20 protein-coding genes are annotated in these 19,923 nt (G+C 70.3%); 8 read left to right on the top strand and 12 right to left on the bottom strand.

Going from position 1 to position 19,923, the window contains the following annotated elements:
* Nucleotides 1–33 precede the first annotated feature (33 nt).
* Nucleotides 34–1,401, top strand: a complete 1,368-nt coding sequence (locus ACZ50N_RS13425) for a type II NADH:quinone oxidoreductase Ndh (protein WP_046366622.1) — start codon at nt 34–36, stop codon at nt 1,399–1,401.
* Here the strand turns inward: ACZ50N_RS13425 and ACZ50N_RS13420 are convergent.
* The 9 genes from ACZ50N_RS13420 to ACZ50N_RS13380 all read right to left on the bottom strand — a co-directional run bounded on the left by ACZ50N_RS13420 (nt 1,398) and on the right by ACZ50N_RS13380 (nt 8,028).
* Nucleotides 1,398–2,255, bottom strand: coding sequence for an LLM class flavin-dependent oxidoreductase (locus ACZ50N_RS13420; protein WP_464473038.1), 858 nt, complete (start codon nt 2,253–2,255; stop codon nt 1,398–1,400). The genes ACZ50N_RS13425 and ACZ50N_RS13420 overlap by 4 nt on opposite strands.
* Nucleotides 2,252–2,878 (bottom strand): urease accessory protein UreD, encoded by a 627-nt coding sequence (locus ACZ50N_RS13415; protein WP_464473037.1) that lies wholly within the window; start codon nt 2,876–2,878, stop codon nt 2,252–2,254. The genes ACZ50N_RS13420 and ACZ50N_RS13415 overlap by 4 nt, the downstream gene beginning before the upstream one ends.
* Entirely contained in the window at nt 2,879–3,565 is a 687-nt protein-coding gene (gene ureG, locus ACZ50N_RS13410) for an urease accessory protein UreG (protein ID WP_464468028.1), read from the bottom strand.
* 15 nt (nt 3,566–3,580) lie between these two features.
* On the bottom strand, nt 3,581–4,219 hold the full coding sequence (locus tag ACZ50N_RS13405) for an urease accessory protein UreF (RefSeq protein WP_464473036.1): 639 nt from the start codon (nt 4,217–4,219) through the stop codon (nt 3,581–3,583).
* The gene (locus ACZ50N_RS13400) at nt 4,219–5,940 is read right to left on the bottom strand and encodes an urease subunit alpha (RefSeq protein WP_464473035.1); all 1,722 of its coding nucleotides are present in this window, start codon (nt 5,938–5,940) and stop codon (nt 4,219–4,221) included. Before ACZ50N_RS13400 ends, ACZ50N_RS13405 begins: the two co-directional genes overlap by 1 nt.
* Nucleotides 5,937–6,254 carry an urease subunit beta gene (locus ACZ50N_RS13395; RefSeq protein ID WP_046366699.1) on the bottom strand — a complete coding sequence of 106 codons (318 nt, stop codon included), beginning with the start codon at nt 6,252–6,254 and terminating at the stop codon, nt 5,937–5,939. Before ACZ50N_RS13395 ends, ACZ50N_RS13400 begins: the two co-directional genes overlap by 4 nt.
* Nucleotides 6,251–6,553: an urease subunit gamma gene (locus tag ACZ50N_RS13390; RefSeq protein WP_046366698.1), complete on the bottom strand. Its 303-nt coding sequence runs from the start codon at nt 6,551–6,553 to the stop codon at nt 6,251–6,253. Before ACZ50N_RS13390 ends, ACZ50N_RS13395 begins: the two co-directional genes overlap by 4 nt.
* Before the next feature lie 65 nt (nt 6,554–6,618).
* Nucleotides 6,619–7,029 carry a PaaI family thioesterase gene (locus tag ACZ50N_RS13385; protein ID WP_046366697.1) on the bottom strand — a complete coding sequence of 137 codons (411 nt, stop codon included), beginning with the start codon at nt 7,027–7,029 and terminating at the stop codon, nt 6,619–6,621.
* Between the two features lie 180 nt (nt 7,030–7,209).
* On the bottom strand, nt 7,210–8,028 hold the full coding sequence (locus ACZ50N_RS13380) for a hypothetical protein (RefSeq protein WP_048424219.1): 819 nt from the start codon (nt 8,026–8,028) through the stop codon (nt 7,210–7,212).
* A gap of 210 nt (nt 8,029–8,238) precedes the next feature.
* Between ACZ50N_RS13380 and ACZ50N_RS13375 the strand changes: the two genes are divergently transcribed.
* The 4 genes from ACZ50N_RS13375 to ACZ50N_RS13360 all read left to right on the top strand — a co-directional run bounded on the left by ACZ50N_RS13375 (nt 8,239) and on the right by ACZ50N_RS13360 (nt 12,656).
* Nucleotides 8,239–8,655 carry a BlaI/MecI/CopY family transcriptional regulator gene (locus ACZ50N_RS13375; RefSeq protein WP_046366696.1) on the top strand — a complete coding sequence of 139 codons (417 nt, stop codon included), beginning with the start codon at nt 8,239–8,241 and terminating at the stop codon, nt 8,653–8,655.
* Between the two features lie 14 nt (nt 8,656–8,669).
* Nucleotides 8,670–9,605, top strand: coding sequence for a M56 family metallopeptidase (locus ACZ50N_RS13370; protein WP_464473034.1), 936 nt, complete (start codon nt 8,670–8,672; stop codon nt 9,603–9,605).
* A 44-nt stretch (nt 9,606–9,649) separates the two neighbouring features.
* Nucleotides 9,650–11,110, top strand: a complete 1,461-nt coding sequence (gene gndA / locus ACZ50N_RS13365; RefSeq protein WP_046366838.1) for an NADP-dependent phosphogluconate dehydrogenase — start codon at nt 9,650–9,652, stop codon at nt 11,108–11,110.
* A 100-nt stretch (nt 11,111–11,210) separates the two neighbouring features.
* On the top strand, nt 11,211–12,656 hold the full coding sequence (locus tag ACZ50N_RS13360) for a GuaB1 family IMP dehydrogenase-related protein (protein WP_464468033.1): 1,446 nt from the start codon (nt 11,211–11,213) through the stop codon (nt 12,654–12,656).
* On the opposite strand, the gene ACZ50N_RS13355 is transcribed toward ACZ50N_RS13360, so the two are convergent.
* Genes ACZ50N_RS13355 through ACZ50N_RS13345 form a run of 3 tightly spaced genes read right to left on the bottom strand, consistent with a single transcriptional unit; the run spans nt 12,609 to nt 16,226 of the window.
* Complete coding sequence (locus ACZ50N_RS13355) at nt 12,609–13,658, bottom strand: ABC transporter ATP-binding protein (RefSeq protein ID WP_464473033.1); 1,050 nt, start codon at nt 13,656–13,658, stop codon at nt 12,609–12,611. The two genes, ACZ50N_RS13360 and ACZ50N_RS13355, sit on opposite strands and share 48 nt — an antisense overlap.
* Nucleotides 13,651–15,183 carry an ABC transporter permease gene (locus ACZ50N_RS13350; protein ID WP_166429209.1) on the bottom strand — a complete coding sequence of 511 codons (1,533 nt, stop codon included), beginning with the start codon at nt 15,181–15,183 and terminating at the stop codon, nt 13,651–13,653. Before ACZ50N_RS13350 ends, ACZ50N_RS13355 begins: the two co-directional genes overlap by 8 nt.
* Nucleotides 15,180–16,226, bottom strand: a complete 1,047-nt coding sequence (locus ACZ50N_RS13345; protein WP_464473032.1) for an iron ABC transporter substrate-binding protein — start codon at nt 16,224–16,226, stop codon at nt 15,180–15,182. The genes ACZ50N_RS13350 and ACZ50N_RS13345 overlap by 4 nt, the downstream gene beginning before the upstream one ends.
* A 299-nt stretch (nt 16,227–16,525) precedes the next feature.
* Here ACZ50N_RS13345 and ACZ50N_RS13340 point away from each other — a divergent pair, with 299 nt between their 5' ends.
* Genes ACZ50N_RS13340 through ACZ50N_RS13330 form a run of 3 tightly spaced genes read left to right on the top strand, consistent with a single transcriptional unit; the run spans nt 16,526 to nt 19,867 of the window.
* The gene (locus ACZ50N_RS13340; protein WP_464468036.1) at nt 16,526–17,902 is read left to right on the top strand and encodes a hemolysin family protein; all 1,377 of its coding nucleotides are present in this window, start codon (nt 16,526–16,528) and stop codon (nt 17,900–17,902) included.
* The gene (locus ACZ50N_RS13335; RefSeq protein ID WP_046362923.1) at nt 17,895–18,956 is read left to right on the top strand and encodes a hemolysin family protein; all 1,062 of its coding nucleotides are present in this window, start codon (nt 17,895–17,897) and stop codon (nt 18,954–18,956) included. Before ACZ50N_RS13340 ends, ACZ50N_RS13335 begins: the two co-directional genes overlap by 8 nt.
* On the top strand, nt 18,956–19,867 hold the full coding sequence (locus tag ACZ50N_RS13330) for a 3-methyladenine DNA glycosylase (RefSeq protein ID WP_110797960.1): 912 nt from the start codon (nt 18,956–18,958) through the stop codon (nt 19,865–19,867). The genes ACZ50N_RS13335 and ACZ50N_RS13330 overlap by 1 nt, the downstream gene beginning before the upstream one ends.
* Nucleotides 19,868–19,923: the final 56 nt, after the last annotated feature.

Here is a 19,923-nt window from a genome sequence, read left to right as displayed (position 1 = left end):
GACGTCTGAAGAGCACCGCGCTGAGGAGAAGCCATGAACCATCCCGGAGCCACCGCATCCGACCGCCACAAAGTGGTGATCATCGGATCGGGATTCGGAGGGTTGACCGCGGCCAAGACGCTCAAGAAGGCCGACGTCGACATCAAGCTGATCGCCCGCACCACCCATCACCTGTTCCAGCCGCTGCTGTACCAGGTGGCGACGGGCATCATCTCCGAAGGTGAGATCGCACCCGCAACCCGGGTGATCCTGCGCAAGCAGAAGAACACCCAGGTCCTCCTCGGCGATGTCACGGGCATCGACCTGAAGACGAAGACGGTGCGTTCGGAACTGCTCGGCCACACCTACGTCACCCCGTTCGACAGCCTGATCGTCGCTGCCGGAGCCGGACAGTCGTACTTCGGCAACGACCATTTCGCCGAGTGGGCGCCGGGCATGAAGACCATCGACGATGCCCTCGAACTGCGGGGCCGTATCCTCGGTGCCTTCGAGCAGGCCGAGCGGTCCAGTGACCCGGCCCGCCGGGAGAAGCTGCTGACGTTCGTCGTCGTCGGCGCAGGCCCGACGGGCGTCGAAATGGCCGGGCAGATCGCCGAATTGGCCGACCAGACGCTCAAAGGCGCGTTCCGCCACATCGATTCGACGAAGGCACGGGTGATCCTTCTTGACGCGGCGCCGGCAGTGCTGCCGCCGATGGGCGAGAAGCTGGGCAAGAAGGCCCAGGCCCGGCTCGAGAAGATGGGCGTGGAGATCCAGCTCAACGCGATGGTCACCGACGTCGACCGCAACGGCATCACGGTCAAGGATCCCGATGGCAAGATCCGCCGCATCGAGGCGGCCTGCAAGGTGTGGTCGGCCGGTGTGTCGGCCAGCCCGCTGGGCCGGGACCTGGCCGAGCAGTCGGGCGTCGAACTCGACCGCGCGGGCCGCGTCAAGGTCCTGCCGGACCTGTCGATTCCCGGCCACCCCAACGTCTTCGTCGTCGGCGACATGGCCGCGGTCGACGGCGTGCCCGGCATGGCGCAGGGCGCCATCCAGGGCGCCAAGTACGCCGCCAAGGCCATCCTCGCCGGACTGAAGGGCGCCGACCCGTCCGAGCGGGAACCGTTCAGCTACTTCGACAAGGGTTCGATGGCCACGGTGTCGAAGTACAGCGCGGTCGCCAAGGTCGGGCCGATCGAATTCAGCGGATTCATCGCCTGGCTGTCGTGGCTGGTGCTGCACCTGGTCTACCTCGTCGGGTTCCGGACCAAGATCGCGACGCTGCTGTCGTGGACGGTCACGTTCCTCGGCCGCAACCGCGGCCAGCTCACGATCACCGAGCAACAGGCGTATGCACGAACGCGCATCGAGGAACTCGAGGAGATCGCGGCCGCCGTGGACCAGAAGGCGGCGAGTTAGCGACGCTGCAGGGACTCGATGAACTCCAACGGGTCCGGGTCCGTGCCGATCGGCTGGAACACCACGGTGTCGATGCCGGCGGCACGGTAGGCCGCGGCGCCGTCGCGGATCGCCTCTGCTGAACCGCCGACGCCGAAGTCCGTCTCTGGCGTGACATGCCACCGCTGCGCCTCTTCGACCAGCCTGCTCCGCACATCGGACGATGACGGCGCGCAGGCGAGATACATGATGCGGCGGAACGCGTCGAGGTCGCGGTCTGCGCCGCCGCGCGCAACGTGTTCAAGTGCCGCCCGCACGCTGGCCGCAGTGTGCTGGCAGTCGAGCAACACCCCGTCGGCGATCGCCCCGGCCAGCGCGAGCGTCTTCGGCCCCGTGCCGCCGATGAGCACGGGCACCGCCACGTCGGGAACCCGGTCGAGCCGCACCCCGTCCAAGCGGACGTAGTCGCCGGCCACGCTCAGCGTCTGCCCCGCCAGCAGGGCGCGCAACGCCGTGACGTACTCGCGCAACAACGTCAGCGGAGAGGCCACCGCGACCCCGGATTGGCGCATCCAGTCCTGCACGCCGTGCCCGATGCCGACCCGGACACGCCCGGGGAACAGCGTGGCCAGCGTCGCGACCTCCAGGGCCGTCGCCACCACGCCGCGCAGCGGTGCGGGCAACACGCCGATCCCCACCACCAGCGACCGGGTGGCCATCAGGGCGACCGCGGTCTGCGCGATCCCGCCGTGCAGGAAGCAGTCCTCCCAGAGCCACACCTCGTCGACTCCGGCGCTCTCCGCACGTTCGCAGAACGGCGCGAGTGTCCGCGGATCCGCATCCGGGCGCCACACCACGCCGCGGCGGTCCGTCACAGCCGATCCCCCTGCCACGTGGTCAGGCAGCCGCCGCCCGCCAGCGCGAGCGTGACCCCGGCGGAGTCGACATCGCTTGCCGGGTAATGCAATTCGGCCTCGTAGGCGCGCGGGGCGGCGATCGCGTCGTCGGCGACCGAGCCGGCGCCCACCTCGATCCGGTGGCGCAGCAGCGCTGCGCCATCCACGTCGGCCCGCAGCGCTCCCGACCAATACCCCGCCCGCTCACCGGATCTGCCGATCTGGACGCGCTCCCGCACCCGCACCGATGCGTCGGCGGTCAAAGACAGCGCCGTGTGCACCGTGTGGCGCGCAGGCCCGGCCACGATCGTCGGCTCCGGATCCAGGTCCAGGCTCCCGGCCACCTCGACCGTCCAGCACGCGTGCGACTCGGTGGTGGCCGCACCGGGCAGCACGACGGTCGCCGCGACGGTGCGGACCTGTAATCGCGCACCGTCTTCGACCACCACGCGCAGCCGCAGAGCATCACCGCCCAGCGGGGTGGCCGCGGCCGACACCAGGTGCACGGTCTCCGGTCCGGTCCGGCGCACCGCGATCGCGCCGGTGCTCTCCGTGTGCGGGGAGCGTCCCGGGCGCGCCACGATCAGCACATCGGAGCGCACCTAGACCTCCTGCGTGACCCGCAGCTGCTCCCGAACCCAGTCCAGCACCGGCGTCGCCGCGGGGTCGGCGGTCAGGGAGATCAGCGCGAACGGGCGATCCGAGCGCACCGCAGCCGCGTCGCGGCGCATCACGTCGAGATCCGCACCCACCATCGGGGCGAGATCGGTCTTGTTGATCACCAACAGGTCCGAGAACGTCACACCCGGACCCCCCTTGCGCGGCACCTTGTCTCCGCCCGCCACGTCGATGACGAAGATCTGGACGTCGATCAGGCCCGAGGAGAACGTGGCGGTCAGGTTGTCCCCGCCGGACTCGACCAGGATGAGATCGAGATCGTCGTGCGCGGCGATCAGATCGTCGATGGCGTCGAGGTTGGCGGTGATGTCATCCCGGATCGCGGTGTGCGGGCAGCCGCCGGTCTGCACCGCCGCGATGCGGTCGTCCGGCAGTACCGCGTTGCGGCGCAGGAAATCCGCGTCCTCGGTGGTGTAGATGTCGTTGGTCAGGACCGCCAGCGACAGCTCGTCGCGCAACTGACGGCACAGCGCGGCGACCAACGCGGTCTTGCCCGAGCCGACCGGCCCGCCGATGCCGATGCGCAGCGGCTCGCCCGGCCGCCGCACCCGGCGGGGTCGGTCGGGGCGGTCGTGGGAGTGTCCGACACCGTCGATGAGATGGGGTGGCATACAAGCTCTTTCCGGTCAGGACGCGAACAGGGGTCGGTCACGGTCGAGGTGGCGCTGCGCGAGCACGTCGAGCAGCGGGTCGGACAGGTCGGCCGGCCCGAGCATGGCCTCGGCCGCAGTGTCCTCACACACGGGGGCCAACGCGAACGTCACTGCGGCGACGTCGCCCGGGTCCAACGCCAACAAGCGCTGGGCGGCGGTGGCCGACCCCGTCATCGTGGTGTAGACGATCGACAGTGCGGTGTGCGCCGCGGCGATCCCGCTGGCCTGCCCGACGACGCCGGCCGTGACCGCCAGATGCGGGGTGGGTCCCAGGGCGGCCCAGTCGGTGTCCGGCCAGACGCGCCGTGCCAGCCGGACCAGTCCCCTACCCTGCGCCCGCGACGCCGCGCGCGCCGCGGGAGCCGGTGTGCGGGCGTCGGTTTCGGCCTCCCCGGATCCACCGGCCGCCGGCGAGAGCGCGCCGACGTGCACGGCGGCGGCCAGCGACGCGGTGACCAGGCCGGTGGTGCGGATGCGGCGGTGCAGGTACGCCTGCAGCGTGGGGAGGTCGACGACCAGCCCGCTGGTAACCGCCTCTTCGACACCGCCAGAGTGGACGTGCCCACCGGTGGGCAGCCGCGAATCCGCCAGTGCGAGAAGCGTGGTGATCATCAGAACAAGAAGAAGCGTTGCGCCATGGGCAGTTCCACGGCGGGTTGCTCCTGCCACACGTCGCCGTCGATGCGGACGGTGAACGTGTCGGGATCCACCTGGATGTCGGGCAGTGCATCGTTGAGCGGCATCTGCGCCTTGCCGACTGCGCGCACGTTCTCGACGGCGACGAGCCGGCGCGCCACCGAGAGGCGCTCGGCCAGGCCGTCCTCGATCGCCTGCGGTGCCACGAAATGCACCGACGTCGCGGCCGCGGCCGCAGGCGCCGCACCGAACATGGGCCGTGGCAGCACCGGCTGCGGCGTGGGTATCGAGGCGTTGGCATCACCCATGGCCGCCCACGCGATCATGCCGCCCTTGAGCACAGCGTGCGGACGCACGCCGAAGAACGCGGGCTCCCACAGCACCAGATCGGCGAGCTTGCCCACCTCGACCGAGCCGATCTCGCGATCCATGCCGTGGGCGATCGCCGGGCAGATCGTGTATTTGGCGACATAGCGCTGGGCCCGGTTGTTGTCGGCCTTCGTGTCACCGGGCAGGAAGCCGCGGCGGCGCTTCATCACGTGCGCGGTCTGCCAGGTCCGCAGCACCACCTCCCCGATGCGGCCCATGGCCTGGGCGTCGCTGCCGATCATCGAGATCGCGCCGATGTCGTGCAGCAGGTCCTCGGCCGCGATCGTCGACGGGCGGATGCGGCTCTCCGCGAACGCCAGATCCTCGGGCACGCTCGGGTTGAGGTGATGGCACACCATGAGCATGTCGAGATGCTCGTCGAGGGTGTTGACGGTGTGGGGGCGCGTCGGATTCGTGGAACTGGGAAGCACATTCGGCTTACCCGCCACCGTGATGATGTCGGGTGCGTGGCCGCCGCCCGCGCCTTCGGTGTGGTAGGCGTGGATCGACCGGCCCTTGATCGCGGCGAGAGTGTCCTCGACGAAGCCGGCCTCGTTGAGGGTGTCGGTGTGGATGTTGGCCTGCACGCCGGCGGCCTCGGACACCGTCAGGCAGGCATCGATGGCCGCCGGAGTGGTCCCCCAGTCCTCGTGCAGCTTGAATCCTGCTGCCCCGCCCCGCAATTGCTCCCACATCGCCTCGGCGCTGACGGTGTTGCCCTTGCCCAGCAGCGCGACGTTGAGCGGCCACGTGTCGAGCGCTTCGAGCATGCGGGCCAGGTGCCAGGACCCGGGTGTGACGGTGGTGGCCTTGCTGCCCTCCGCGGGGCCGGTGCCGCCCGCGACGATCGTGGTGATGCCGCCGCCGAGTGCCTCCTCCATGATCTGCGGGCAGATCAGGTGGACGTGACAGTCGATGGCACCGGCGGTGACGATGCGGCCATTGCCCGAGATGATCTCGGTCGACGGCCCGACCACGAGATCGGGGTGCACTCCCGACATGATGTCGGGGTTGCCGGCCTTGCCGATCGCGACGATACGACCGTCGCGAATGCCGATGTCGGCCTTGATGATTCCCCAGTAGTCGAGGATCACCGCGCCGGTGATGACGGTGTCGGGAGCGCCGTCGGCACGGGTGGCACGTGACTGCCCCATCGACTCACGCAGCACCTTGCCGCCGCCGAAGACCGCTTCGTCACCGGCCAGGCCCGGTCCGCTGCTGCGATCCTCGGTGATCTCGACGAACAGATCGGTGTCGGCCAACCGGATGCGATCACCTGTCGTCGGACCGTAGAGCGCGGCGTAGCGCGCGCGGGACAACGCCGTCATGCGTTCGTATCCAATCTGCCCGGGGGATCCAGGCTCAGGCCGTGCACCTCACGACTACCGCGCAGCGGCACCAGACTCACGCGCTGCGCGATGCCGGGCTCGAACCGGATCGCGGTGCCCGCGGGAATGTCGAACCGGTAGCCGTGTGCGGCGGCGCGGTCGAAGTCGAGCGCCGAATTCGCCTGTGGCACATGCACGTGGCTCCCGACCTGCACCGGCCGGTCGCCGGTGTTGACGATGTCGAGCTCGAGGCGCTCGGCACCGACGTTGAGCTCGATGTCGCCGTCGTCGAAGACGATCTCGCCGGGAATCATGCGATCGGATCGTGGACGGTGACGAGCTTGGTGCCGTCGGGGAACGTCGCCTCGACCTGGACGTCGTGCAGCATCTCGGGGATCCCGTCCATCACCTCGTCGCGGCCGAGCACAGCGCGGCCGCTGACCATCAGCTCGGCAACGGTGCGTCCGTCGCGAGCACCTTCGAGGATGTGGTCGGTGATCACCGCGACGGCCTCGGGATGGTTCAGCCGCAGCCCGCGCGCCTGGCGGCGGCGGGCGAGGTCGGCGGCATAGGAGATGAGCAACCGCTCCTGCTCATGCGGTGTCAGGCGCATAGTGGGCGATCCTGCCACGAGCAGCGGCGCTCAGCAGCGCACACGTTCGGCGGGCTACGCCCGGGTCATTCGGCGGCCATGTTCTGCAGCCGCACCTGGCCGCGGGCGACCAGACGGCCCGACGGCTCGGCGCCCTCGGTGATCGTGACCAGCCACAGCTGCTGGCGTCGGCCCCGGTGGATGGGCGTCGACGTGGCCGTCACGGTGCCCGACCGGATGGCGCGCAGGAAGTCGGTGTTGTTGTTGACGCCCACGACGTGGCCGCCGCCGTTCTCGGTCAGCCAGACGTGGCCGGAGACGCTGGCCATGCTCTCGATCACCGCGCAATAGACGCCGCCGTGCACGATGCCCCAGGGCTGAAGGAGCTTGTCGGTGATCTCGAGGGTCGCGCGGCCCCCGTCCACAGACATCTCCTCGTAGCGCAGGCCGAGCACCGAGTCGAAGCCGTCACCGAGTCCTTCGGGAAGATCAGTCACGGATCGTGTCTACACGCCGTCGGTGGCGCCCCGAAGAATGGGCCCGAGTAGACGGGCCGAGCGAACGGGCCCCACGCCATGCGGCGTGGGGCCCGTTCTGTGGTCGGACCGGGGGTCTCTGCAGCCCTCAGGACTCCGGCGCGGTCCGGGTGGTACCAGATCAATATAGGCAAGGCTGCCCTAATTAAGCAAGAGCTTCGTCGCGGTCGGTCGATGGCCGCCCCGGACCGGCAGGCCGAAGCTCACCAATGCGTCGAGCACGGCCTGGGTGCGGCGCATGCTCACGGCCTCACTACTGCCCGCCAGCAACGGGATCTGCGTTGCGGCGCTGACTGCCGCGGCGCCCACGGCGTGCCACATCGCCGATACCGGGGTCGCCTCGTCCCCTTCTGCGCTGAGCCGGGTGAACAGCGGCCCCAGCGCGCGATGGCTGCGGTGCGCGACCCAGGTCGTCAACGCCGCCTCGCTGGGCAGCGCGAGGATGCCCTCGCGGCGGCGGGTGTGCCGTCCGGCCAAGGCCGGATCGTCGGGTGTTCCGGCGAAGGCCGGATCGTCGGGGCCTCCGGCGAAGGCCGGATCGTCGGGTAGGGCCCGCAGCGTCGGATCGACCACACCCACCCAATCGATCGCCCCCTCGGAGTCCACGTGGACCCACAGATTCTCCGGCCCGGTGTCCCAGGCGCGCCCTTCCAGGACCAGCAGGGGGATCACGCGACCGACGACGACGTGGGCGAACGTCGCCGCCAGTTGCTGGGTGACCGTGGCCGGGTTGCCGATCTCGGCCAGTCCGGCCGCGAACATCCGCGACAGCCGATCGGTCGTCATGAGCTCGGTCAGCGGCCACCACCGGCGCCGCGACAGGTCGCCCATCACGGCGACGCCGTGCACCCGGGGGCAGTCCGGATCGAGCGCTCGCAGCCGGCTGCTCGATGCGTGGATCGGCATCGGAGTCCTGATCGTCATGCTCGCGATCAGCGGATCGTCGACGAGAACCGGCACGGCCACCTCCAGTGAGTTAGGTTAGCCTTACTATAACCACGAGCAGCATCCACTCCGCAGGAGGTCGCCACTGTGATCGGACTCACCACGCCGCCCGGAACCGGTGCTCGCCGTCGCAGTGTTGGCCTGGACAGGGTTGCCGCAACTGATACGACGCGCGGTAGTAATCCCGTAGTAGGCTCGCAACAACCGCCGGTAGGAGAGAGGACCATGCCCAAGTTGACACGGCTCGGAGAGCTCGAGCGCTCCGTGATGGACCACCTGTGGTCCGCCGGTGAGCCGCAGACGGTGCGGCAGGTCCACGAGACACTGTCGGCCGAACGCGACCTCGCGTACACAACGATCATGACCGTGCTGCAACGGCTGGCCAAGAAGAACCTCGTCGTCCAGCATCGCGACGACCGCGCCCACCGCTACGCCCCCACCCACGGGCGCGACGAGCTGGTCGCAGGCCTGATGGTCGACGCCCTCGACCAGGCCGCCGACTCCGGCAGCCGGGAAGCGGCACTGGTCCATTTCGTCGAACGCGTCGGCGCCGACGAAGCCGCGGCACTGCGTCGGGCCCTGGCCGAACTCGAAGAAAAACACCGCTACGACACACCCAGTGGCGATCACGGCATCAGCTGAGAGACACTGACAGCGTGTCCGCGCTGGCCTTCACCATCGTCGCCCTGATGCTGTCGGGGCCGGTGCCTGCATTGCTGGCCCGCGCATCATGGCCGTTGCGTGCCCCCAGGGCGGCGATCGTGCTGTGGCAGTCCATCGCGATGGCCGCGGTGCTGTCGTTCTTCTCCGCCGGGATCGCCATCGCGAGCAGGCTTTTCGAGCCCGGTCCGGACGGTCGGCCCACGGCGACGATCGTGACCGCGCTCGACGATCTCGGCTGGCCGCTGTGGATCGCCTACATCGTGGTCTTCGCGCTCACGCTGATCGTCGGGGCGCGGCTGATCGCATCCGTCCTCCAGGTGGCGATCGCCACGCGGCGCCGGCGCGCCCACCACCGGATGATCGTCGACCTCGTCGGCGCCCATCCCACCCGGCCGATGGCCGCACACGGCGTCCGCATCCTCGACGTCGCCCAACCGCTGGCCTACTGCCTGCCCGGTGTGCGCAGCCGCGTCGTGGTCAGCGAGGGTGCGCTGAACACGCTGTCGGACAACGAGATCTCGGCCATCCTCTCGCACGAACGAGCACACCTGCGGGCGCGCCACGATCTCGTGCTCGAGATGTTCACCGCGGTGCACGCAGCGTTCCCGCGCGTCGTGCGCAGCGGCCACGCCCTCAACGCTGTGCGGCTGCTCATCGAGGCGCTCGCCGACGACGCCGCGGTGCGCCACACCGGACCCACACCGCTCGCGCGGGCGCTGGTCGCCTGCGCTGCCGGACGCACCCCGCGCGGGGCGCTCGCCGCCGGCGGGCCGACGACGGTGGTCCGGGTACGTCGCCTCGGCGGGGCGCCGAACAGCCGCGCTCTCGCCGCGGCCGCCTACGTCGGTGCCGCTGCCGTGCTCGTCGTCCCGACGATCGCGCTGGCCGTGCCGTGGCTCACCGAGCTGCACCGGCTGTTCACCGCTTGATGCTTGCCTGACCTCAAACAACCGCACAACGAAAGGCGCCCTGCATGACCGACTCCGCCAACTCGACGACCGGTACCGCGCAGATCGGAGTGACGGGCCTCGCGGTGATGGGGTCCAATCTGGCGCGCAATTTCGCCCATCACGGCTACACCGTGGCGCTGCACAACCGCACGACCGCCAAGACCGACGCATTGCTCGCCGAGCACGGCTCCGAGGGGACGTTCGTGCGCAGCGAGACCATCGAGGAGTTCCTCGATGCGCTGGAGAAGCCGCGGCGCGTGATCATCATGGTCAAGGCCGGTGATCCCACCGACGCCGTCATCAACGAGCTCGCCGACGCCATGGAGGAAGGCGACATCATCATCGACGGCGGCAATGCGCTCTACACCGACACCATCCGTCGGGAGAAGGCGATCCGCGAGCGTGGGCTGCACTTCGTCGGTGCCGGCATCAGCGGCGGCGAGGAGGGCGCGCTCAACGGGCCGTCGATCATGCCGGGCGGGCCCGCGGAGTCCTACAAGAGCCTGGGCCCGCTGCTCGAGGAGATCTCCGCCCACGTCGACGGTGTGCCGTGCTGCACCCACATCGGCCCCGACGGCGCAGGCCACTTCGTCAAGATGGTGCACAACGGCATCGAGTACTCCGACATGCAGCTCATCGGCGAGGCCTATCAGCTGCTGCGTGACGGCCTGGGGATGTCCGCACCCGAGATCGCCGACGTGTTCGCCGAGTGGAACAACGGCGACCTGGACAGCTTCCTGATCGAGATCACCGCGACGGTGCTGCGCCAGACCGACGAGAAGACCGGCAAGCCGCTGGTCGACGTCATCCTCGACGAGGCCGAGCAGAAGGGCACCGGGCGGTGGACGGTGAAATCGGCCCTCGACCTGGGTGTGCCCGTCACCGGCATCGCCGAGGCCGTGTTCGCGCGCGCCCTGTCCGGATCGGTCGCCCAACGCGAGGCGACCACCGGCCTGGCGTCCGGGGAATTGGGCGACAAGCCCTCTGACGCAGCGCAGTTCGTCGACGACGTCAGCAAGGCCCTGTACGCGTCGAAGATCATCGCCTACGCCCAGGGCTTCAACCAGATCCAGGCCGGCAGCGCTGAGTACGACTGGAACATCAAGCCCGGCGACATGGCCAGGATCTGGCGCGGCGGCTGCATCATCCGGGCCAAGTTCCTCAACCGGATCACCGAGGCCTTCGACGAGGATCCGGAGCTGGCGACGCTGATCGCCGCGCCGTACTTCCGCGACGCCATCGAGTCCGGCATCGACAGCTGGCGCCGCGTCGTGGTGAAGGCCACCGAGCTGGGCATCCCGATTCCGGGATTCGCCTCGGCGCTGTCCTACTACGACGCCCTGCGCACCGAGCGGCTGCCCGCGGCCCTGACCCAGGGGCTGCGCGATTTCTTCGGTGCGCACACCTACGGCCGCATCGACGAGGACCGCGACAAGCGCTTCCACACCCTGTGGAGCGGGGACCGCAGCCAGATCGAGGCCTGATTTCTTCCCGCGAGCAGACGCGAACTCGAGTGTTTCGGGCCCCGACAGCTCGAGTTCGCGTCTGCTCGCCGGGTGAGGTGACCCCACTAGACTCGCGGGCGTGAAGTTCCTCGAGGGCCACCGACCGCCGTACGACCTGACCTACAACGACGTGTTCATCGTTCCGGGTCGCACACAGGTCGCCTCCCGCTTCGACGTCGACCTGTCCACCGTCGACGGCTCGGGTACGACGATCCCGGTCGTCGTGGCCAACATGACCGCCGTGGCCGGCCGCCGGATGGCCGAGACCGTCGCCCGCCGCGGCGGCATCGTCGTGCTTCCCCAGGACCTGCCGCTCTCGGCCGTGGAACACACCGTCGACTTCGTCAAGAGCCGCGACACCGTCGTGGACACCCCCGTGATCCTCTCCCCCGACGACTCGGTCTCCGACGCGTGCGCGCTGATCAACAAGCGGGCGCACGGTGCCGCGGTCGTCGTCGCCGACGGCCGCCCGGTCGGCCTGGTCACCGAGACCGCCTGCAGCGGCGTCGACCGGTTCACCCGGGTCCGCGACGTCGCACTGTCCGACTTCGTCACCGCGCCGGTGGGCACCGACCCCCGCAAGGTGTTCGACCTGCTCGACCACGCACCGACCAAAGGCGCCGACGTCGCGGTGCTCACCGACGGCGACGGCGCCTTGGCCGGCGTGCTCACCCGCACCGGCGCCGTCCGCGCCGGGATCTACGCCCCCGCCCTCGACGCCCAGGGCCGGCTGCGCATCGCTGCCGCCGTCGGCATCAACGGCGACGTCGCGGCCAAGGCGCGCGGACTGGCCGACGCAGGCGCCGACCTGCTGGTGATCGACACCGCCCACGGCCACCAGGCCAAGATGCTCGACGCGATCGCCGCCGTCGCGGCGCTCGACCTCGGACTGCCGCTGGTGGCCGGCAACGTCGTCTCCGCCGACGGCACCCGCGACCTGATCGCCGCGGGCGCCTCGATCGTCAAGGTCGGCGTCGGCCCCGGCGCGATGTGCACCACCCGGATGATGACCGGCGTCGGTCGCCCGCAGTTCTCCGCTGTCGTCGAATGTGCCGCTGCGGCAAAGGAACTCGGCGGTCACGTGTGGGCCGACGGTGGCGTGCGCCATCCCCGCGACGTCGCGCTGGCGCTGGCCGCGGGCGCCTCGAACGTGATGATCGGCTCCTGGTTCGCCGGCACCTACGAATCCCCCGGCGATCTGCTCCACGACCGCGACGACAGGCCGTACAAGGAGAGCTACGGCATGGCCTCCAAGCGTGCCGTCGCCGCCCGCACCGCCGCCGACAGCGCCTTCGACCGGGCACGCAAGGGTCTGTTCGAGGAGGGCATCTCCACCTCGCGGATGAACCTCGATCCGGCTCGCGGCGGCGTGGAGGACCTGCTCGACCACATCACCTCCGGCGTGCGCAGCACCTGCACCTACGTCGGGGCGCGCACGCTGCCCGAGCTGCACGAGAAGGTGGTGCTCGGGGTGCAGTCAGCCGCCGGCTTCGCCGAGGGCCACCCCCTGCCGACCGGATGGTGACGGGTAGGCCAGTACCGGCCCGTCGACCTCGATCGTGACGCTGTCGCCGGGCGTGACATCCACCTGACCCGGCGTGCGCATCCGCACCGCGGTGCCGTCGGCGAGCACGAGGTCGACGGCGGTGTCCGGGCCGTAGAAGCGGCACGCCGTCACCTGCGCCGGCACCCCCGCAGGGCGCAGACGTAGCTGGTGCGGCCTGAGCACCACCACCGCCGGGCCGTCGGCAACCGGCAGCGACGCGGGCAGCGGACCCAGAGCTGTGCGCACCACCCCCGCGTCCGCGGTGCCGGCCACCTCGATCGTCGCGCCGACGAACCGGGCGGCCGCCAGCGTGGCCGGACGCTGGTACAGCTCGGCCGGGCTGCCGTGCTGGGCCACCGACCCGTCGATCAGCAGGGCGACCGAATCCGCCAGGGACAGAGCCTCGGTCTGGTCGTGGGTGACCAGGATCGACGTCGTCGCGGTGTCCCGCAGGATCGTCGCGATGTCTTCGCGCACCCGGGTGCGCAGCCCGGTGTCCAGCGCCGCGAACGGCTCGTCGAGCAGCAGCACCCGCGGCCGGGCCGCCAGCGCGCGGGCCAGCGCCACCCGCTGCTGCTGCCCGCCGGAAATCTCGTGCGGCCGGGCATCGGCGAGCCCCTCGAGTCCGACGACGTCGAGCCAGTGCTCGACGCGCTCACCGCGCGGCATTCCGAACGCGACGTTGCCGCCGACACTGAGGTGCGGGAACAGCGCACCCTCCTGCGGCATCAGCCCGACGCGGCGGCGATGCACCGGCACCGGTGACGGCCCACCGGCCACCAGCTGACCCGCGATGCGGACCGTGCCGGCATCGGGATCGGTGAACCCGGCGATGATGCGCAGCAGTGTCGTCTTCCCGCACCCCGACGGCCCGAGCACCGCGGTCATGGTGCCCTCGGGAACCACCAGATCGGCTCCGGCGAGCACGCGCCGCGAGCCGAACGACTTCTCGATGCCGTGCGCGGCCACCCCATCAGTCACCGCGCACGCTCCACGCGCCCAGCAGCGCGGTCGGCACCGCGGCGAAGGCCAGCAGGGCGGCGGCGTACGGCGCGGCGGCGGCATAGTCGCTGACCGAGCTGTAACCCCACAACCGCGTCGCCAGCGTGTCCGTTCCGGTCGGATGCAGCAGCAGCGTCACCGGCAATTCCTTCATGCACGTCAAGAGAACCATCGCCGCGCCCGCCGCGATGCCGGGCAGCGCCACCCGCGCCGTCACCGCGGTGAACGCGCGCACCGGGGGGCGGCCCAGCGACCGCGCCACCTCCTCCAGACGGATCGGCGACGATTCGACCGCCGCGCGCACCGAACCGACGGCCAGGGGCACGAACAACACCGCGTACGCCAGGATCAACAGCGGTTCGCGCTGGTAGATGGGGCGCAGCAGCAGCACCCCGAGCGACACCATCGAGATCGCGATCACGATCGCCGGCAGGCCGTGCGCGACATAGCTCGCCCCCTCCAACGCCCGGGTGGCGCGATCGCGATGCCGCGCGGCAAGCACCCCGAGCGGCAACGCCGCGAGCGTCGACACCACCGCGGCGGCCGCCGACAGCCACAGCGTGGCCCCCAGCGCGGCGCTCCACAGCCCGCCGTCCCAGCGGGTTCCGGCGGTCATCAGCCAGTCCGCGAGTTCCGCGCCGGGCACAGCGACCGCAGCGGCCAGCACCGCGACCGGCACGACGAGCGCCGGGCCCTGCCACCCGCCGAGCCGGCTGACCGGCGCGGGCCGCGGGGCACCCGAGCCGATGCGCGACGCCGCTGCGCGTCCCCGGACTGCATGCTCGGCGACCACCAGTGCCACCGCGAACACCAGCAGTACCAGCGACAACACCGCCGCGCGCGCCGGATTGAACCCCGAGCGGTAGGCGCCGTAGATCACCCAGGTGAAGGCCTCGTAGCGCATCGCGGCCACCGCGCCGAAGTCGCTGAGCACGTACAGCGCCACCAGCAGCGCACCCGCGGCGATCGATGCCCGCGCCTGGCGCAGCGTCACGCCGAACAGCACCGCCCAGCCTCCCCGGCCCAGCGACCGCGCCACCTCCTCCTGCGCCGGATCGACCCGGGCCAGCGCTGCCGTCGTCGTCAGCAGCACCAGGGGGTAACTCACCAAGGTCAGGACCAGCACCGCACCCCAGAACCCGGCGATCGACGGCACCGCCGACACCCACAGGTAGGCCAGCAGATAACTCGGCATCGCCAGCGGCAGCGTCAGCGCGACACTCCAGATCCGCCGGCCCGCCAGATCGGTGCGGGTGAGCAGGACCGCCAGGGTCACGCCCAGCAGGACGCAGGCCGCGGTCACCGTGCCCACCAGGAGCACGGACCGGCCGATCAGTGCGGCCGTGCGCGGCTGCACGACCTCGTCCACGACCGCTGCCCAGCCCCGCGACAGCGCGCGATCCCCCAGATACACCAGCGGGATCAGCGTCGCCGCGGCCACCAGAGCGGCCGCGGCAAGCAGCAGCGCCGGCGGTCGGGCCGCCCGGACCGAGCCAGCCGTCAATTGGTGAGCAGGCCGGTCTTGACCAGCAGCTCCTGCGTGGTCTCGATGTCATCGAGCTGCGACAGGTCGACCGCGGGCGGCTGCAGCTGGCTCAGCGGCGGCATCTGCGCCGACGGTGCCACCCCGGCGGCCAGCGGATACTCCTCGGTCTCCTGGGCGAAGTACTTCTGCGCCGACTCGCCGACCAGGTACGACGCAAACCGTTGCGCCCCTTGCGGATTCGGGGCGGCCTTCAGTATCCCGACGCCCGCCACGTTGACCAGCCCGCCGGGGTCGCCGGCGGCCATGAACTTGTTCTGCGCCGTCACCGCATCGGCGCCCTTGGCGTCGATGAGCTCGTAGAGGTAGTAGTGATTGACCAGGCCGAGGGGCACCTGGCCGGCGTCCACCGCGTCGCGCACGGCGACGTTGTTCTCGTACGGCTTGGGATCCTGGGCCTTGAACGCGCGCAGCCACTGCTCGGCGCCCTCCTCGCCGCGCACCACCCGGAGCCCGGTCACGAACGCCTGCCAGGACGCATTGCTCGGCGCGAACCCGATCTTGCCCTTCCATTCCGGAGCGAGCAGTCCGTCGATGGTGTCGGGCGGCGTGGGCACCAGCGTCGGATTGAACACCACGACCCGCGCGCGACCCGACACGCCGACCCAGGTGCCGTCGGCGGCGGCGTACTGCGCGGGGACCGCCTCGAGCGTCGCGGCGTCGACGGGGGCCAACAGCCCGGCCTTCGACACCGCGCCCAGCGCGCCGGCGTCCTGCGAGAGGAACACGTCGGCCGGGGACTTGTCACCCTCGGTGATCAGCTGCGCAGCCATCTCGCCCGACCCGGCGTAGCGCGCCTCGACCTCGATTCCGGTGTCGGCGGTGAACTGGTCGAGCAGCGGCGCCACCAATTCCTCGCTGCGGCCCGAGTAGACGACCACCTTCTCCGCGTCGTCGGACGAGGTGGTCGACGACCCGCAGGCCGTCAACGACACCAGCGCGGCGACGGTGGCGATCGCACCCACCCACCGGGAGGGCTTGCTGACCGACTGAGCGAGCGACATGCGGGTCCGCCTTTCCTGATCGTTGGCTGTGAACCTACCACCTGCTAAGGCGAGCCTAACCAGACCGACCGTGCCGGTCGGCGGGCGCGCCGGCGGCAATGAGCTGTCGGTTAGCATGGACGAGCACATCGTCACTGCGCCGAAAGGGATCAGGTGCCGCAGGCACTGGATGGACGCCCATCCGAGCCGGCCATACTCGCCGAGCGGCCCGAACGGGAGCCGGCAGACGTCGAGCCTTCCCCTAGACAGCCGGGCCACGAGCCCGGCTCCCCGAGTTCCGCCGCCCCAGGCGGCCGCCGATGACCGTCGCCACCTCACTGCTCTCCCTGCTGGCGATCGTGGTGCTCACCGCGGGCACCGCGGTGTTTGTCGCGGCGGAATTCTCGCTGACCGCACTGGAGCGCAGCACCGTCGAGGCCAACGCGCGCTCCGGTAACCGTCGCGACCAGATGGTTCAGCGCGCCCACCGCACCCTGTCGACCCAGCTATCCGGTGCGCAGGTCGGTATCTCGATCACCACCCTGGCCACCGGCTTCCTCGCCGAACCCGTCGTGGCCCGGCTCATCGAGCCCGGACTTGCCGCGCTGTCGCTGCCGAAGAGCGCCGCCACCACCCTGGCGTTGATCCTGGCCATCCTGATCGCCACGTCGGTGTCCATGGTGTTCGGCGAGCTGGTGCCCAAGAACCTCGCCGTCGCCCGTCCCGCACCGACGGCCCGGTTCGCCTCGGGTCCCCAGCTGATGTTCTCGTTCCTGTTCACCCCGCTGATCCGGATGACCAACGGGACCGCGAACTGGATCCTGCGCAGGGTGGGCATCGAGCCGGCCGAGGAACTGCGCTCGGCGCGGTCTCCACAAGAGCTGGTGTCGCTGGTGCGCACATCCGCAGAAAGCGGCTCACTCGATCCGGTGACCGCTGTGCTGGTCGACCGGTCCCTGCAGTTCGGCGATCGCACCGCCGAGGAACTGATGACACCGCGGTCGAAGATCGACACCCTCGACGCCGACGACACCGTCGTGGACTTGAGCCAGGCCGCAGTCCGTACCGGACACTCCCGGTTCCCGGTGATCCGCGGCGACCTGGACGAGACCATCGGCGTCGTGCACGTCAAACAGGTGTTCGCGGTGCCGCGCGACCAGCGGTCGACCACGAAGCTGTCGGACATCGTGCAGTCGGTCGCGCGGGTGCCGTCCACCCTCGACGGTGATGCGGTGATGTCGGAGGTCCGGGCCAACGGACTGGCCACCGCCCTCGTCGTGGACGAATACGGCGGCACCGCGGGCATGGTGACCGTCGAAGATCTGATCGAGGAGATCGTCGGCGACGTCCGCGACGAGCACGACGACGAGCCGCCCGACGTGGTCCACGCCGGCGAAGGCTGGCAGGTCTCGGGGTTGCTGCGCATCGACGAGGTCGCCGAGAACACCGAATTCCGGGCTCCCGAAGGCGATTACGAAACCATCGGCGGCCTGGTCCTCGAACAGCTCGGCCACATCCCCGACGAAGGGGAATCGGTGGAACTGATCGCGTTCGACCCCGACGGGCCGATCGACGACCCGATCCGGTGGCGGGCCACCGTCGTGAAGATGGACGGCCGACGCATCGACCAGCTGGAGCTGACCAAGCTCGGCCGTGCCGACGACGAGGCGGAGAGCGGCGAGGAATCCGATGGGTGACGTCTTCGGTGTGCTGCTCACCTTCGTGCTGCTCGCCGCCAACGCCTTCTTCGTGGCCTCGGAGTTCGCGCTGATCTCCGCGCGCCGCGACCGGCTCGAGGCGCTCGCCGAGCAGGGCAAGAACAGTGCGGTCACCGTGATCAGGGCCGGGGAGAACCTGTCGCTGATGCTCGCCGGCGCCCAGCTCGGCATCACCGTGTGTTCGATCCTGCTGGGTCGCGTCGCCGAACCCGCCGTGGCACATCTGCTGGAGAAGCCGTTCGAGCTGTTGGGTATCCCCACCGCGCTGCTGCACACCGTTTCGTTCCTCGTCGCGCTGTCGATCGTGGTGACGCTGCACGTGCTGCTCGGGGAGATGGTGCCCAAGAACATCGCGATCGCCGGCCCCGAGTCCACGGCGATGCTGCTGATCCCGATCTACCTCGTGTGGATCCGCGCCGCGCGGCCGTTCATCGCGTTCTACAACTGGTGCGCCAACGCCACCCTGCGGACGTTCGGCGTCGAACCCAAGGACGAACTCGACGTCACGGTGTCGACGGTCGAGCTGTCGGAGATGATCGCCGAATCACTGTCGGAGGGCCTGCTCGACCCCGAGGAGCACACCCGGCTGACCCGTGCCCTGCAGATCCGGAACCGGGTCGTCGACGACGTCGCACTGCCGCTGCACCAGATCCGCGCGGTTCCCGCCGCGCGCTCCGGGGCGGGGCCGACGATCGGCGCGCTGGAACAGGCACTCAAGGAGACCGGGTACTCGCGCTTCCCCGTCGCCGACCCCTCCGGCGCGTACGCCGGCTACCTGCACATCAAGGACGTGCTCCCGCTGCTCGACGGTCCGAACGACGATTCGGTGGTCCTGGAATCGTCGATGGTGCGACCGCTGCCCCGGGTACCGGCCTCGATGCCGCTGCCCGACGCGCTCACCCGGCTGCGCCGCACCAACAGCCACCTCGCGCTGGTCACCGCCGGCGACGGCACGATCACCGCGATGGTGGCTCTGGAGGATCTCGTCGAGGACCTGGTCGGGACGGTCCGGGACGGCACCCACCGGGTGTGATGTCGATGGCAGCGCCGACGATGTGGCAGGACGGTGACTGGCGCGATGTTGCCGCCGCGCATCGCGACCGCGCCGACGCCCTGCTCGCCCCGCACGTCGAGCGTCGGCAGACCGGCGTGCCCCATCCGGTGTTCGACTTCCTGTTCACCTACTACCGGCTGCGGCCACGGCATCTGCGCGTGTGGCATCCCGGCTACGGTGTCGTGCTGACCGGAGCGGGCGCCGAGACCTACCTGACCCGGGCCGGCTATCAGCGCGACGGCGCCGGGGTGGCCGTCGGGCACGACCATCTGATGACGCGAGCGGACACGGTGAGGTTCATCGCGGATCTGCTGACTGCGACGGCGTCGAGGCCCCCGAGGTTCGGCTGTTTCGGCATGCACGAGTGGGCGATGGTGTACCGAACCCCCGACGTGCGCCACGGCGCGGTTCCGCTGCGCCTGGGGGCGGCAGGCACGGATGCGGTGGTGGAGTCGATGCCGTTGCGCTGCAGCCATTTCGACGCCTACCGCTTCTTCACCCCGGCGGCTGCGCCGCGCAACGCCCGTCCACTGGCCCGCGCCACGCAGATCGAGGAGGAACAGCCGGGCTGCGTGCACGCCGGCATGGACCTCTACAAGTGGGCGGCCAAGTTGGGCCCTCTGATCGAATCCTCGCTGCTGCTGGATTGTTTCGCTCTCGCCGTCGATGCGCGGGTGCTCGACATGCGGGCCAGCCCGTATGATCTGCGCGACTTCGGCTTCGCGCCGATCACGGTCGAAACACCAGCGGGCCGAGCGCAATACGTCGCGGAGCAGGAGACGATCAGCCTCCGTGCCGCCCCGCTGCGGGCACGGCTCATCGAGGCCTGCGTCGCGCTTGCCGAAGCGGCCGCCCTCACCGGGACGGGTCGGGCGATTACCGGCGGGTAAGCTGGATCGACGGATTTCACGACAGGCAGCGGGCGCTCACAGCGTGCGTATGCCGC

Source organism: Mycolicibacterium obuense, from assembly GCF_055397605.1.
Note: the sequence above shows the minus strand (reverse complement) of the source record. Positions and strands in the feature narration are given on the sequence as shown.